Source organism: Rothia sp. 11273D007AR (assembly GCF_053547255.1).
Genome location: NZ_JBPPWJ010000006.1, coordinates 141,773 through 155,219 on the forward strand (window position 1 = coordinate 141,773; position 13,447 = coordinate 155,219).

14 protein-coding genes, 1 tRNA gene and 1 rRNA gene are annotated in these 13,447 nt (G+C 59.7%); 6 read left to right on the forward strand and 10 right to left on the reverse strand.

Annotated features, from left to right (window positions below; genetic code table 11):
* Nucleotides 1-2: 2 nt before the first annotated feature.
* Complete coding sequence (locus tag ACED88_RS04895; RefSeq protein ID WP_449108913.1) at nt 3-704, reverse strand: hypothetical protein; 702 nt, start codon at nt 702-704, stop codon at nt 3-5.
* A gap of 81 nt (nt 705-785) precedes the next feature.
* On the opposite strand from ACED88_RS04895, the gene ACED88_RS04900 reads away from it, so the two are divergent.
* The 5 genes from ACED88_RS04900 (at nt 786) to ACED88_RS04920 (ending at nt 4,267) form a co-directional block, all read left to right on the forward strand.
* Nucleotides 786-1,328 (forward strand): TetR/AcrR family transcriptional regulator, encoded by a 543-nt coding sequence (locus ACED88_RS04900; RefSeq protein WP_449108914.1) that lies wholly within the window; start codon nt 786-788, stop codon nt 1,326-1,328.
* A 39-nt stretch (nt 1,329-1,367) separates the two neighbouring features.
* A complete protein-coding gene (locus tag ACED88_RS04905) occupies nt 1,368-2,741 on the forward strand; it encodes a galactokinase (protein ID WP_449108915.1) in 1,374 nt (457 codons plus the stop codon).
* A gap of 161 nt (nt 2,742-2,902) precedes the next feature.
* Nucleotides 2,903-3,133 carry a CsbD family protein gene (locus tag ACED88_RS04910; protein WP_185173786.1) on the forward strand — a complete coding sequence of 77 codons (231 nt, stop codon included), beginning with the start codon at nt 2,903-2,905 and terminating at the stop codon, nt 3,131-3,133.
* Nucleotides 3,134-3,311: 178 nt separating this feature from the next.
* A complete protein-coding gene (locus ACED88_RS04915; RefSeq protein ID WP_449108916.1) occupies nt 3,312-3,614 on the forward strand; it encodes a glutaredoxin domain-containing protein in 303 nt (100 codons plus the stop codon).
* Nucleotides 3,615-3,679: 65 nt separating this feature from the next.
* On the forward strand, nt 3,680-4,267 hold the full coding sequence (locus ACED88_RS04920; RefSeq protein ID WP_449108917.1) for a PepSY domain-containing protein: 588 nt from the start codon (nt 3,680-3,682) through the stop codon (nt 4,265-4,267).
* A 254-nt stretch (nt 4,268-4,521) separates the two neighbouring features.
* Here the strand turns inward: ACED88_RS04920 and ACED88_RS04925 are convergent, their stop codons facing one another.
* From ACED88_RS04925 to ACED88_RS04935, 3 genes are all read right to left on the reverse strand, one after another.
* Entirely contained in the window at nt 4,522-5,286 is a 765-nt protein-coding gene (locus tag ACED88_RS04925; RefSeq protein WP_449108918.1) for a rhomboid family intramembrane serine protease, read from the reverse strand.
* Between the two features lie 106 nt (nt 5,287-5,392).
* The gene (locus ACED88_RS04930) at nt 5,393-5,917 is read right to left on the reverse strand and encodes a peptidylprolyl isomerase (RefSeq protein ID WP_237201101.1); all 525 of its coding nucleotides are present in this window, start codon (nt 5,915-5,917) and stop codon (nt 5,393-5,395) included.
* An 89-nt stretch (nt 5,918-6,006) separates the two neighbouring features.
* Nucleotides 6,007-7,197 carry an AAA family ATPase gene (locus ACED88_RS04935; RefSeq protein WP_449108919.1) on the reverse strand — a complete coding sequence of 397 codons (1,191 nt, stop codon included), beginning with the start codon at nt 7,195-7,197 and terminating at the stop codon, nt 6,007-6,009.
* Between the two features lie 352 nt (nt 7,198-7,549).
* On the opposite strand from ACED88_RS04935, the gene ACED88_RS04940 reads away from it, so the two are divergent.
* Entirely contained in the window at nt 7,550-8,182 is a 633-nt protein-coding gene (locus ACED88_RS04940) for a hypothetical protein (protein ID WP_449108920.1), read from the forward strand.
* Nucleotides 8,183-8,286: 104 nt separating this feature from the next.
* On the opposite strand, the gene ACED88_RS04945 is transcribed toward ACED88_RS04940, so the two are convergent.
* The 6 genes from ACED88_RS04945 to ACED88_RS04970 form a co-directional block, all read right to left on the reverse strand.
* Nucleotides 8,287-9,399, reverse strand: a complete 1,113-nt coding sequence (locus ACED88_RS04945) for a hypothetical protein (protein ID WP_449108921.1) — start codon at nt 9,397-9,399, stop codon at nt 8,287-8,289.
* A 54-nt stretch (nt 9,400-9,453) separates the two neighbouring features.
* Nucleotides 9,454-10,920, reverse strand: a complete 1,467-nt coding sequence (locus ACED88_RS04950) for a sodium/glutamate symporter (protein WP_449108922.1) — start codon at nt 10,918-10,920, stop codon at nt 9,454-9,456.
* Between the two features lie 292 nt (nt 10,921-11,212).
* Nucleotides 11,213-11,329 (reverse strand): 5S ribosomal RNA (gene rrf, locus ACED88_RS04955).
* Between the two features lie 3 nt (nt 11,330-11,332).
* Nucleotides 11,333-11,405 (reverse strand) — tRNA-Ala (locus tag ACED88_RS04960).
* A gap of 351 nt (nt 11,406-11,756) precedes the next feature.
* Nucleotides 11,757-12,044, reverse strand: a complete 288-nt coding sequence (locus ACED88_RS04965; RefSeq protein WP_449108923.1) for a hypothetical protein — start codon at nt 12,042-12,044, stop codon at nt 11,757-11,759.
* Nucleotides 12,045-13,238, reverse strand: coding sequence for an anion permease (locus ACED88_RS04970; protein ID WP_449108924.1), 1,194 nt, complete (start codon nt 13,236-13,238; stop codon nt 12,045-12,047). It lies immediately after the preceding gene.
* Between the last annotated feature and the right edge of the window lie 209 nt (nt 13,239-13,447).

Here is a 13,447-nt window from a genome sequence, read left to right on the forward strand (position 1 = left end):
GGCTAAGCGCCGCAGCCCCCAGAGCCACAGGCACAGTTGCCACCGCAGCCGCCACCGGACGCCGCGCCCTCCAGCGCAACCTGGGCGTAGGCGTCCGCGTCCTCTACCCCGGCAGCACGCAGGTGCTCTACATACTCAGCTACCAGGTCGCGGTCGCCCACATCTGCGATGGTCAGGCCAGCACCCACGATGAGTTTAAGATCTTCAAACACCAGGCGGGGCTGGGCGGGGTCTACGGTCAGCACCAGTGAATCCAGGGCACCCACGGCCAGAGGTTGCAGGGAGCGCAGGGTCATTTCGCGGCTCTCCCCCAGGTGCAGACTCTTGGCCGGTGCGGCCAGACGGGCAGCAGCCAGCACGCGCAAAGCCTCCATGGGGGCGAGCGCCGGGCTGCCCACATAGTCCACGTCAATGCGCTCAATAGCAGGGTCAGCCGCCAGGTCTGCCAGGTTGGCAGCCAGGGCGTCGGCATCGAGCGGGGCGGTCACTTCCAGGCGGACGGACGCCACCTGCGGCGCGGGTGCGCCCAGCAGGTTGGTGGCGGTGATGGTTGAACCGTGGTGGGCGACGCGGAGTTCTGTGGCCAGATCCATGAGGGCGAAGGTGGCGGCAGGGCTAGCGGTGAGCACGTCGTGAAGGTCAGCCGGTGAGGCTGTTTCTCCGGCTCGCAGGCGGGCAGCAAGATCTGAAAAATTGAGGGTCATGGGTTCAAATCTACTCCTCTTCTTCCCCACCTCGCCTGCTCTCAGCTGTTGCCGGGAGCGAAAGTAGGTCACAATGAGGGGGTGGCTTTATCCCGTGAGAAGATTCTTGACACCGCTTTTGATGTGCTGCGCCAGTTTGGCTTGGCCGACCTTTCTATGCGTCGGCTGGCTACCGAACTGGGTGTGGCTCCCGGCGCTCTCTACTATCACGTGAAGAATAAGCAGGAACTCCTAGCCTCTCTCGCTTCCCGCATGCTGGCCACGGTTGAGCACTCCCAGGCGGCGGCAAGCCCCAACAGCCTTCTCATCACCGGGGAAAACACCTACCGGCAGCTTATTCCAGTTAAGGAATGTTCCGAAGTCATCCGCCTGGCCCTAGCTCTTCACCCCGCTACCCTCACCCCCGACCGGCTCACCTTACTGGATGCCCTGGAAGCTGACTTTGCGCTGGCCACCGGCACTCCGCAAGCGGCCCTGGCTGCTGAAATCTTCATGCATACCTGTCTGAGCCTCATTGAGCAGGAGCAGACCCGGGCCCTACTCGCAGGCAGCACCCCGCCAGCTGAACCACCGGCGTCCTACACCGCCGCGCTCACAGCTCTTATTAAGGGCTTTACCGCCTAAGCCCCCCCGACATCCAACCAACCGAAAAGAAGAAAAACCGTGACCCTCCGTGTTGAGCCCGCCTGGGCTACCCTGCCAGATCACCGCGCCGAAGTTGAGGCAGCCCGCGCTGCTTTTGTTGAAAAGTACGGGGTGGAGCCCGACGGGGTGTGGTCAGCGCCCGGGCGTCTCAATCTGCTGGGTGAGTACATCGACTTTCTCGGTGGGTCCTGCATGCCTATGCCCCTGCCCTACCGCACCTATGTGGCGGGTAGGTTACGCACCGACGGGGTGCTACGGGCGGCGTCCTTGCAGATGCCGGGGGACGACCGCACGGTCGTAATTCGCGAGATCACCCCGGGCACATTCAAGGGCTGGTTTACCTATGTGGCAGGGGTAGCCTGGGCCATGAACCGCGAGGGCGGCAAGGATATCGCCCTGCCCCACAACTTTGGGGCAGACCTCCTCATCACCTCCCAGGTTCCGGTGGGTGGGGGGCTATCTTCTTCTGCTGCCCTGGAGTGCTCCACGGCCCTTGCCCTGCTGGATCTTTCCTGCCCCCTACGCAAGGGGTGCGACTGCACCGAGGCGCTACCTTCTGACCTCTCCCCTGCCAATGATGCCCTGCGTGCCCGCCTAGCCCAGGTCTGCATGCGCGCCGAGAACGAGGTGGCGGGGGCCCGCACCGGCGGCCTTGACCAGACCGCTTCGCTGCGTTCGGCACCGGGCAAGGCCCTGGTGGTGGACTTCCGCGATTTCTCCATCAACCCGCTGACCGTTGATGTGGCGAGCGCCGACCTAGGCTGGCTGGTTATTAACACCAATACCCCCCACGAGCTGGCGGGGGGTGAGTTTGCTGCCCGCCGCGAGGCGAACGAGGCGGTGACCGAGGCGATGGGGCTGGACTATCTGCGCAATGCCCTGCCCGAGGATCTCACCTGTGCCGGTATGAGCGAGCGCGAGGCTAAGCAGTGCCGCCTGGATCTGGTGGACCAGACCGTCAACCGCGCCTTAAGCGCCCTGGAGGAAAGCGGCCAGCCTCGCACCTTTCCGCGTGGCTGGGTGCGCCATACCCTGCACGATATGACCCTGGTGGAGCGAGCAGCCTACCTACTGGGCCGCAAGGACGCCGGTGAGCAGGTTGACTGGAGCGAGCTGGGCAGGCTCTTTACCGAGAGTTTCGTGTCGATGCGCGATGAGCTGCGCGTTTCGCGACCCGAGATTGATCTGGCGGTTGATACCTGCCTGGCGGCCGGAGCCCTGGGTGCCCGCATTGTGGGTGGCGGTTTTGGCGGGGCCGTAATGGCCCTGCTGCCGACCCACCTGTTGGAGTCGGCGGCAGAACAGGTGGCTCTAGCCTACGCCCAGCACGGCTATGCCGACCCAGAGTTCCTGCCCATGGTGGCGGGATTCCCGGCAGATCGAGATATATAGGGCTCTCTTATTTTAAGGTAACCCAGGGGCAGCCATCAGGATTTTCTCAGCCTACTGGGTTTCTTTTTGCGGCACTAGTGCGTAAACTTATCAATAAGGGAAGCCTACGAACTATCCCTGCATTCCAAGCTCGCACAGGCGAGAAACGAAAGGAGCCCACCATGGCTGCAGAAGACAAGATTGAAAACGGCCTCGACAACCTCGCTGGCAAGGCCAAGGAAGCCGGCGGCAAGCTGACCGGCGATGACCGCCTCGAAGCTGAGGGCAAGGCCGACCAGGTTCAGGCCCAGGCTAAGGACAAGGTCGATGAGGCTAAGCAGACCATCTCAGACGGTGTCGATAAGGCCAAGGACGCCATCAGCGGCATCAAGGATTCCCTGAAGAAGGACTAGTCTCACCCCATTGAGGCACTACATCGCCGGGTTCTCACGATAATCGTGGAGCCCGGCGATACTTGTATCTAGGCCCGGGCGTGGGGGTTCCCCGCCCAAGTAGCTGCAGCGGGAATATCTGCCCTCGTAGTGCGTTATATCGGGCACTAGGCCATATTTTTCACAAAAGGAGCATTGCATGCCGAGCACATCTTCCACCCACGCTGCCGCCGAAACCTTTGTCGCCGAGGGTGGTGTTGCAATCTATTGGCGCCCGGGTTGCCCTTTCTGCCAGCGTCTGGACGCCAGCCTGGGCGAGGTGGGCGAGCGAGCCCTCTGGGTGAATATCTGGGAGGACGCAGACGCCGAGGCCTACGTTAAGAGCGTCAATGACGGTAATGCCGTGGTGCCGACCGTCCGCACCGCTGAGCGGTCTTTTGTTGCCTCAGCTGCAAGCGCCCCGCAGACCGTAGCTGAGCTGATTGAGGCTTCAGGCAAGTAGCGGTTTAAGCCTCGTTTAATCCTGGTTTCATGTTGACTTGAAAGAATGAGCGCATGATGTTTTCCATGAAAAAGACTGTTTTTACTTCTTCAGCGACAGTAGCGGCGCTGGCACTTGCAGCGTGCGGTTCAGGGAGCGCCGAGACCAGCGCCCCTCAAACCTCTGCAGCAACCACCAGTGCATCTGCCACAAGCAGCCAGGCAGCTACATCCGCCAGCCCCTCCCCTACCCCTGAGGGCCCTGCCGAAACAGGGGCCCTACTTGCTGCGCTTGAGCAGGGTTTGGCTGCCCGCCCCGGTGGCATCGTGGTGCAGGCGGATGAGGAAGACGATACCCAAGACAGCTTTGATCTTGACATAGTGGTGGACGGGGTCAAGCATGAGTTCACCGTCTTCGCCGATGGTTCTATAGCCGATGAAGAGACCAGCGACGATGCTGATGATGTAGCGCGTGCGGCTGCGGCTCAGGTTCTAGCTGCGGACGCCGTCCGTACCGCTGCTGAGGGTCGTGGCGGGCAGGTTGCCACCGACCTTGATCTTGACGATCAGAACGGCGCCCTGGTGTGGGAGGTTGATTTTGAGGACGCCCGCGGCAACGACGTGGGTTCGGTCAAGATTGATGCCCTCACGGGCGAAGTATTGCCTGCTGAATAGTCACCTTTTTGAAATTACAGGTTTTCTACACCCTGCGGATGAAAGTTATCCACAGGTGGGGATAAAACTGGGGAAATCTCTTACACCGGTGTAATTACAGACCTTACTTGCAGCCTTCTAGCCCTGTACACAGGTTTTTAACATCTGTGGAATTACACCCCTGTAGTTATTAACAGCTGTGGATAAAACCTGTGAATAAAAAGAAGTGCGGGACCGCCATACCGGCGGTCCCGCACTTCTTCGCTACATCGACTTCACTGTGAACGGTGTGGAATCCGATCAAGAACTGTAGCGACAAGCGCACCCGTGATCAGACCTCCCAGGTGGGCTTCCCAGGAGATACCCGGCATGAGGAAGCCGAAGACGAAGTTAATCGCCACCAGGATCACGATGCTACTGGTGCTCTGCTGGCGAGCCCGGGAGAGTGCGAAGAAGGCTCCAAAGAGGCCAAAGACGCCGCCGGAGGCACCCAAGGTGCTTACCTCCATACCGCCCAGCACCGAAGCCAGCAAGTGTACGGCTACTGACCCACCCATGATTGAGAGCAGGTAGGTCGCAAGGAATTTCCCCTTCCCCATCAAGGGTTCTAGGGCCTGGCCAAAGAGGTAGAGGGTAAACATGTTGAGCAGCAGGTGGCTGATGTTATCGGGGGAATGCAAGAAGCCCGAGGTAAGCATACGATACCACTGCCCCGTGTACTCAACGTAGAGGGGGTTGTAGATACCGAATACCGTGACTTGCGGGAAGATAAACTGCAGAACCCACACCAGAACATTTATACCGATAAGGGCATATATAATAGTGGGGCGAGCTTTAGCGTAGCGAACCCGCGGGGCTGAACGCTGCGCTTCTGCCAGGCAGTCCACGCACATCATGCCCACCTCAAGCGGTACCTGGCACTGCCCGCAGGCTAGCCGCCCGCAGCGTCCGCACCGCACATAGGTCACCTGATCAGGGTGGCGGGGGCATACCGGAGTCTCATCACTGGAATAGCCGTACCTACCGACCTGCTCGCTCACGGGCTCGTCCTTTCACCTGCGGCGTTAGCCGCTCAAAAAAATTTTCTAGGGTAGAGTAAAGGCCCACCCAGGGCGGGCGGGCCTTTACCTCAGTAGCTTCTAAAGCTTAGAGCTGCTCAATGTCGATGGAAGAGATGACGACGTCCTCGACGGGGCGGTCCATAGCGCCGGTTGCTACACCTTCGATGGCGTCAACGACCTTCTTGGAGTCCTCATCTGCGACCTCACCGAAGATAGTGTGGCGGCCGTTGAGCCAGGGGGTCTCAACAGTGGTGATGAAGAACTGGGAGCCGTTGGTGCCGGGGCCTGCGTTAGCCATGGCCAGCAGGTAGGGCTTGTTGAAGCTCAGTTCGGGGTGGATTTCGTCCTTGAACTGGTAGCCGGGGCCGCCGATGCCCTGACCGAGGGGGTCGCCACCCTGGATCATGAAGTCGCGGATGATGCGGTGGAAGATGACGTCCTTGTAGAGGGGGCCTTCCTGTACTTCGCCGGTGCGGGGGTGGCGCCATTCCTGGGTGCCATCTGACAGGCCGATGAAGTTCTTGACGGTCAGCGGTGCGTGGTTACCGAAGAGGTTAACGACGATGTCACCGTGGTTGGTGTGAATAGTTGCTTTTGCAGTTGCAGTCATGCCCCTATTCTCGCACGGGCAGGTGGGCAGCCGCTAGATATGACCTGAGCTTTTGCGGTGAGTGAAAGGGGCGGACGCCGGCGGGCGGCCTATACCTGCCCCGCCTGTCTCAGCACGAAGTCTTGCATTCCCGGCACTGTAAAGGCCAGCTGGCCTACACCCGGCGAGTACACCAGGCCTTTCTCGATCAGGGATTTACGCACCACGCTGGTTCCGTTAGCTGTCTTATCCAGGGTCTCTGCGATTTCTCCGGTACGGGCGGCCTGACCTTTCATCACGCGGGCCATAGCAACCAGGTAGTCCTGTTCTGCATCGGTAGTCCGCTGCCAGCGGGTGAGGTAAAAACCGCTATCTAGTTCGCTTCGCCCTACGGCAAGGCCAGCAAGCACATCGTCGTCGGTGATGGTCTGTTGGGCGGCAGAGTTCCAGATAGCCTGCCCGTACTGCTGAATGAAGTAGGGGTAGCCCTGCGAGGCTACGGTTGCTTTTTCGAGGGCGCTTTCTACGATATGGCCGCCGGGCCTGCGGATAGGTTCGATGAAAGCCCGCCGGGTCGCCTCCGGGGTAAGAGCACCTATTTCGCGGTAGCTGAAGAGGCGTTCGGCGTAGGTTTTAATTTCCCCTAGCCGGGTGGGTACTGAGGGCAGACCAGCCCCGATGATGTAAAAAGGTAGTTCCCGTTGTCCCGCCTCATGCTGGGTTGTCAGGAGCATATCGAGCAGTTCGCTGTCGAGGTCTTGGATTTCGTCAATGAAAAAACCGATAGCTTTAGGCTGGGGAAGTTCTTTGAGGGCTTCCGCCAGGTTCAAGATTGCTTCGGGGAAGTCTATATCGATGACGCCGGTGGTGAAGGCAGGTTCGTCAGTCTTAGGTTTGAGCACTAGGCGGGCTTGGGCAAAGCCCAGCGTCAGTGACAGTTCGGCAATAGAGGCGATTGCTCGCTGTATTGCACTTCCGGTGTGCCCTTGGGTGGCTACCCTGGTCTGCTGGGCAAGATCTCGTGCGAGTTTGATACGAAGCTGTTTTTGGGCAGAGGAAGTAAGGCTCCCTTCGAGTCTGAGGGTCAGCCAGCCGGAGCGTTCTGCATGGGTTTCTAGTCTGCGAAGCAGGACGGTTTTACCGACTCCGCGTAGACCGTAGAGCATAAGCCCTCTATCGGTCAGGCGCATTTTGCTGCGGGCTACGAGCCTGTCGAAGTCGATGATTTCTTGGTCTCGACCTGTGAGTTCAGGCGGTGTGAGCCCTGCTCCGGGGGTGAAGGGATTGAGGTCTTGATTCATCGTTCGCTGCTTTCTAAATCTTTCTAAGGCGTTCTAAAAAATATTTTAGAACGCCTTAGAAAGATTTAGAACCGCATGTCCCCGAATGTGACTCTCCGTTCCGAGCGTCCGTTCAAACACCACCCGCTCGGGAATTCACGTCGCATTCGCGCAGGCGCGCAACAGCGTCCGCCCACCCTTCAGGAGCCCTTAACTTTAGCGGGCAGAGAAACACGAGGGTTTTTGTGCCGCCGCAAAACACTTTTAAGGTTTTAGAAAGTAAGCTGATACTAAATGTAAGTTGCTGGCCACCGCGCTCTACTCGAACTCACGAGTTAGGTGAGGGGCAGCCCCACACATGGAGGAAACACCCATGGCACTGTGCAAGAAGAGCAAGGCTAAGAAGGCTCAGAAGCAGGCAGAGAAGTTCTTCTCAAAGGCCGCTAAGAACACCGGCAAGAAGGCTGACAAGCTGACCGCCCTGGCCGAGAAGAAGGCCGCTCGCGCCGAGAAGCTCACCGGCAAGAAGGTTTCAGCGCTGCAGAAGGCTGCTGAGAAGCAGGGTAAGAACATCTCAAAGGCAACCCAGTCTGTTGCTAAGGACAGCTCCAAGAAGCTGGAGAAGGCCCAGTCAACCCTGGCTGACAAGATTCAGCACACCATCGACGACGTCACCCCCGCCGTTGAAAACGCTGTAGCTACCGCCCGCGTCAAGGCTGCCGACGTTGCAAGCACCGTTGCAGACAAGCTCTCTGACGCCGAGGTTCCCACCCAGGTTGAGACCGTTGCCGCTAAGGTTACCGGCGACAAGAAGGCTCTGAAGAAGGCTCAGAAGGCCGCCGTTAAGGCTGCTAAGGGCTACGCCAAGGAGCAGAAGAAGGCCGCTAAGGGCGGCAACAAGGGCCTGCTGGTCTTTGGTCTGCTGGTTGCTGGCGCTGTCGCTGGCGCAGCCGCTTTCAAGGCTTCTCGCCCCGTTGAGGACCCCTGGAAGACCCCCGCAGCCTAGTCCTCACTAGCTGCTCACGCGCGTCCGCCCCTCGTTGATTGCGAGCGCGGACGACCGGCCCCGGCTCCCGCTCAGGGAGGCCGGGGCCTTTGCTGTAGGGGGGCTTATTCTGAGGTTTCTGATGCGTAGACGTCCCACCGGCCCTCGAAGTAGTAGGCCGAGGTGGTGGCGTCCATCAGGTCTAGGGTAAAGGCGCTGCCAATCGCTGTTCCCTGCACGCCCTCGACCATGGCCTGGCGGGCGGCGTCCGTATCTCCCGTGTAGCTCTCAAAGCGGGCGGTCACAAAGTAGTCGGTGGAGTCCCGGTATTTGTTGATGCTCACGACCTCCAGCCCCTCGGTGTGCGCCGCGAATGCCTGAGCAATCGGGGCGGCAGAACTCGACCAGGCCTGCACCTCGCTCAGCGGCCCAAAGGCGAAAACCTGCACCGTATCAGTATCAAGCTCTATCTCGTCCATGGACGAGACGCTCTCCATATCTACCCCGCCCAGGGGCTCCCAGCTAGCCATATCAGCGAGTAGGGATTGTTGGTCTGAGCTGTTATCTCCGTAGAGGTAGTACTTGACCTCAACCCAGGGAGCCTCGGTTTCGTAATCACCAGCCCCGTGGGCTGAGACGCTTACCGACCCCATGCGCTCGTCGGACGCCCGCGTGAGGATTCCCTGCCAGGTCTCGGCAGAGAGGATAATAGGGATTTCCTCGTGGCTGTCGATGTCGATGGAGCCGCCGCTCGGCAGGTAGATGTAGGTGGCATGGGTAGGTTCTCGCTGGAAGATTCCGCTGGTGCCGCCCAGCTGGGGCACTGTCTGCGCAAGGTGCTCGGCGAGCACCCCCGACTCTATGCTGCCGGTATCGGCAACGCTGAGCCAGGTGGCATCTGAGTTTGATGAGCCGTCATCGGCCAGCAGCGACGAATCCCAGATGCTCCCTCCGTCCAGAGTCATGTGGCTGCGGGATCCCGCGAAATAGGCCACGAGCGCCAGCACCAGCACAGTGGGAACGGCCAGTACACCCAGCAGAATCAGAATATTACGCCGGGTGTAGGACTTATTCTCAACGCCAGGGGCGGCAGCAACAGGCGTCTGGGGAGCCACGCTGGCAGGCGCGGCTTCGGCTGGCACAGGCGGAGCTGGCACGGTTTGCCCGGGCGGGGTCTGAACGGACGCGCTTTCCCCAGGCGGGGCGTTATAAGGCTGTTCTGGGTATGGGTGGGTCATGGTGTTTTCAGCCTAGCAGAGCCCCTCCCCGCACCCGGGGCACCCGGGCCGCACCTAAGCGTCCTTAGCCTTAACCTGCTGCATCTGCTGGGTGTGGCGCTCGCGGTCCTTCATCTCCTTGGGGCGCAGGAAAATCAGGCCCACCGCAATAGAGATAATGAAGATAGCGAGCATGACGAAGAAGAGGGGCCAGATGCCGGTCAGGTAAATGACGGGCACCGCCAGGGCCGTGACCAAGCCGCCGCCGAAGAAGGGCTCAAAAACCAGCTGTTTGTAGCCAAAGGCCTCGAAGGCGGGAGACTCGCCCTTGGGATCCACCACGCGCATCAGAATCAGGCCGGTGGCGGTCACACCCATAGACTGGCCGAAATCACCGATGCCGCGCTCGAACCAGTAGCGGCCGATCAGGCGCGGGGCCAGCCAGAGGAACATGGCCACGTTGAAGCCGATACCGGCTACCGCCAGAATAGCGAAGACGGCGATGTTCTCACCCACAGCCTGCAGGGAGAGGTTGGCGATAGCGGCAACGATGAGGAAGTCCAGGGCCCAGCCCTGAATACGCAGCATCATCTGGTGGTCAATGATAGAGTCAGCGCCCACCGCCTTAGCAATCATCTGCACGATAACGCCGCCGAGCAGGGCCATGGGGAAGAGCGGCACGTAGGCAAAAATTTCAAGCGGGGTATTCTCATCCAGCATGACGGAGGCGTAGGTCTGCTGCTCAATCCAACGCAGGGCCTCCAAGATCAGCCAGCCAATCAGCACGGCCAGAGCCATAATCGCCATATGTAGGGAGAGCGGTTCAACGGATGCCGGGCGGGAGGTCATCGTGCCAGCCGAGTAGTGCTCGTCCTCGCGGAAGAGACCCTTCTGCTCGGCAATCGACATCTTGGCATCGCCCTTGAGAATTTCGGTCTTGCCGGTGCGTACACCCCAGTTGATGAGGGCGATACCGATGACGATACCTCCCACAATACCGACGGTTGCCAGACCGACAGCCAGGTCGGCACCTTCACCGAAGCCGAGATCTTCCATCACTCCGCGCATACCGGCAGCGGTACCGTGCCCACCTTCAAAGGCGATTTCGATCAGGGCACCGGTCATGGGGGATGCTGCGAAAATCGGCACGAGTACCAAGGCTGCAAGCAGCAGACCCACCACGTACTGGCCAGAGCCCAGCGCTACGCCCAGGGAGAGCTGAGGCCCGGCCAGTTGCACTGCCCGCTTGGGGGTGGGCAGTTCTTGGCCCAGGAACATGGTGGCAAAAATGACGCTAATCAGCAGCCCGGGGAGGGCACCCCAGGTGGTGAGCATAGCGTCGGTGAAGAGGCCGTTTTCACCCCAGGGGCCGGAGAAGCGGCCGAGTACTTGCGGGCCGAGCAGGAGTAGCAGGACGCCCGCCACAATGGAGCTGGGCAAGAAGAGGGTCTGCACCCAGCCCACTTTGACTCGAATAATCTTGCCGATGAGAAGGGCTACGCCGAGGATAAGGAGGGCGAAGCCAACTGCTTGTGGTGACATGGTTTTGCCTTTGTTCTCGCTGGTGCGTCCTTGCACCTGCAATCACAGAGATTGCAATACTACTTACTTTTGAGGTGTCCAGTTTACCTATACGGGGCCATATCTGGCTATTTATGACGGGGACGCGAGAGTGCACCATATCGCTGAGCGTGCACCTACCATGCGCACGCTCAGCGATATCACACACGCTCGCATGCATGCCACCTCCCGCCACCAGCTTGCACCCCACAGAAACCGCATACACAAAAAAGGAACCCCCAGTCTTTCGACTGGGGGTTCCTCACCAAATTTAATTCGGCGATGACCTACTCTCCCACACCGTCGCCAGTGCAGTACCATCGGCGCTAAGAGCCTTAACTTCCGGGTTCGGGATGGGACCGGGTGTTTCCCTCTTGCTATAATCACCGAAGAGTGGAGGCGAGGGGACTCGAACCCCTAACCCCCTGCTTGCAAAGCAGGTGCGCTACCAATTGCGCCACGCCCCCGTGGTGTTATACTTCTACCTTACTACAGGTTTTTTGCACGCGCAAACCAATTCTACCAAATGCACGGTTACCTCCGCCACAGATTTTAGATAAAAACCTGAAAAACAGGCCCTCCACCCCGGTTTACCCCAGGTGGTGCAGGTACATAGCGGACGCCGGTGAGCGGCTCGAAGTCGCTACGGGCGGTGATACTGCGGAGGGGAAGGTCGTTGAGCACCATACAAGGAACCCTACCGGCTTAGCTGGAGGGGGCACAAGGAACCAAAACCCCGTTCGTCCGCCCTTTAAAACCAGTAGGGGCCGGTGGTTTCAGACGAAACCATCAGCCCCTGCTGCGTATTGACAGAACCCTTAGCCTGCGGCTCCCAGGAAGTTGAAGCCGGTGTAGGCGTAGATGAAATCCTTGGCGATCCACAGAATCCCGCTCACAACAGCCAGAGCCAGCACCGCAAACAGCACGTAGGCGGCAGCGCGGGCCACAGGAGCAGGCTCAGTGTAGACAGTGCCCCCAGGGGTCTCTACAGCAGTGCCGCTCATCAGGCGCACACCCAGGGCGTAGAGAATCGGCAGGCCAGCGCCAAAGCCCAGACCGGCCAGGAAGACGGGGTAAATCTTGTGGAAGATATCAACAATCAACATTTAGGAACCAGCCTTCACAGTGGGAATCGACTCGGTGTGCACCTCACGGGTAGTGACAGCCTCACCCGCGTGCATATCGATGTGGCTGACGGCGCTCTTGCGGGAGTGAGCCCACATCCAGAAGCAGAAGCCCACCAGAATCAGGAAGACGGTTGCCTCGCCCATCCAGGCGCTGCCAGTCAAAGAGTTGATACCGTTACCCACGAACCAGGTCAGGGCACCGACGGAGCCAGCGGCGGGCAGGGTAATAATCCAGGCCATGACCATACGGCGGGCAGTTGACCAGCTTACCTTGGCGCGACGGCCGACGCCGGAGCCGATGATGGACCCGGTGGCCACGTGAGTGGTAGACAGGGCCATGCCAAAGTGGGAGGAGGTCAGAATGATAGCTGCCGATGAGCCGTCCGCAGCAAAACCCTGGGGGCCTTCAATATCAACAATGCCCTTACCCATAGTCTTGATGATGCGCCAGCCACCCAGATAGGTACCCAGGGCGATAGCCAGGGCGCAGACTAGGCGTACCCAGAAGGGAATATCCGCTTCGGGATTGATTTCGTTGGCGGCCACCAGGGCTAGGAAGATAACGCCCATGGTCTTCTGGGCGTCGTTGGTGCCGTGAGCCAGAGACATGAGGAAGGCTGCTGAGATTTGGCCGAAGCGGAAGTTCTTCTTCTTTTGTTCGGTGGGGACGGGCTTGGTGAGCGCGTAGATAAGGGCGGCACCGACACCGGCAACCACACCCGCAATCAGCGGTGCCATCAGGGCCGGGACGATAATCTTCATCAGCACGCCGTTCCAGAGCACACCGCTGGTGCCCAGTGACGCCAGGGTTGCACCGATCAGGCCGCCGAAGAGGGCATGGGATGAGCTGGAGGGTAGACCCAGCAGCCAGGTGAAGACGTTCCAGAGGATAGCGCCAACCAAGCCGGTAAAGACAATGAGCATGAGGCTGGGGCCGCCGCCGGCAGTCTCCAGGTCGATGAGGCCGGAGCCAACAGTTTTGGCTACCTCAATAGAGAGGAAGGCACCGACGAGGTTAAGGACGGCTGAGAGAGCGACAGCCGCCTTGGGCTTGAGGGCGCCGGTGGCGATAGATGAGGCCATGGCGTTGGCGGTGTCGTGGAAGCCGTTGGTGAAGTCGAAGGCTAGTGCGGTGAGCACTACGATCACCAGAATGATGAGTTCTGTAGTCACGGTTTCTATTCTTATGCTTCTCTGCTTATTTCAGGGCCATAACAGACTAGAGTCGCTTGTGCTGTTAGTCATTGCAGGCAGCCCCGAGCCTCACCGGCGACTCTGCCGACGACAGCTCTATACCTATCCGGGTTATAGGCAGAAAAGTGTGTCCCCAACACCCCCACAACCCAATCAACACAAGGCAACCAACCCCACAAGCTAGCCCC

What these genes read in the sequence shown, in the direction of transcription:
- ACED88_RS04950 (WP_449108922.1), bottom strand. Translation starts at nt 10,920, where the DNA reads ATGTCACCACAAGCAGTTGGCTTCGCCCTCCTTATCCTCGGCGTAGCC.
- ACED88_RS04935 (WP_449108919.1), bottom strand. Translation starts at nt 7,197, where the DNA reads ATGAATCAAGACCTCAATCCCTTCACCCCCGGAGCAGGGCTCACACCG.
- ACED88_RS04945 (WP_449108921.1), bottom strand. Translation starts at nt 9,399, where the DNA reads ATGACCCACCCATACCCAGAACAGCCTTATAACGCCCCGCCTGGGGAA.
- ACED88_RS04915 (WP_449108916.1), top strand. Translation starts at nt 3,312, where the DNA reads ATGCCGAGCACATCTTCCACCCACGCTGCCGCCGAAACCTTTGTCGCC.
- ACED88_RS04965 (WP_449108923.1), bottom strand. Translation starts at nt 12,044, where the DNA reads ATGTTGATTGTTGATATCTTCCACAAGATTTACCCCGTCTTCCTGGCC.
- ACED88_RS04940 (WP_449108920.1), top strand. Translation starts at nt 7,550, where the DNA reads ATGGCACTGTGCAAGAAGAGCAAGGCTAAGAAGGCTCAGAAGCAGGCA.
- ACED88_RS04895 (WP_449108913.1), bottom strand. Translation starts at nt 704, where the DNA reads ATGACCCTCAATTTTTCAGATCTTGCTGCCCGCCTGCGAGCCGGAGAA.
- ACED88_RS04920 (WP_449108917.1), top strand. Translation starts at nt 3,680, where the DNA reads ATGAAAAAGACTGTTTTTACTTCTTCAGCGACAGTAGCGGCGCTGGCA.
- ACED88_RS04910 (WP_185173786.1), top strand. Translation starts at nt 2,903, where the DNA reads ATGGCTGCAGAAGACAAGATTGAAAACGGCCTCGACAACCTCGCTGGC.
- ACED88_RS04930 (WP_237201101.1), bottom strand. Translation starts at nt 5,917, where the DNA reads ATGACTGCAACTGCAAAAGCAACTATTCACACCAACCACGGTGACATC.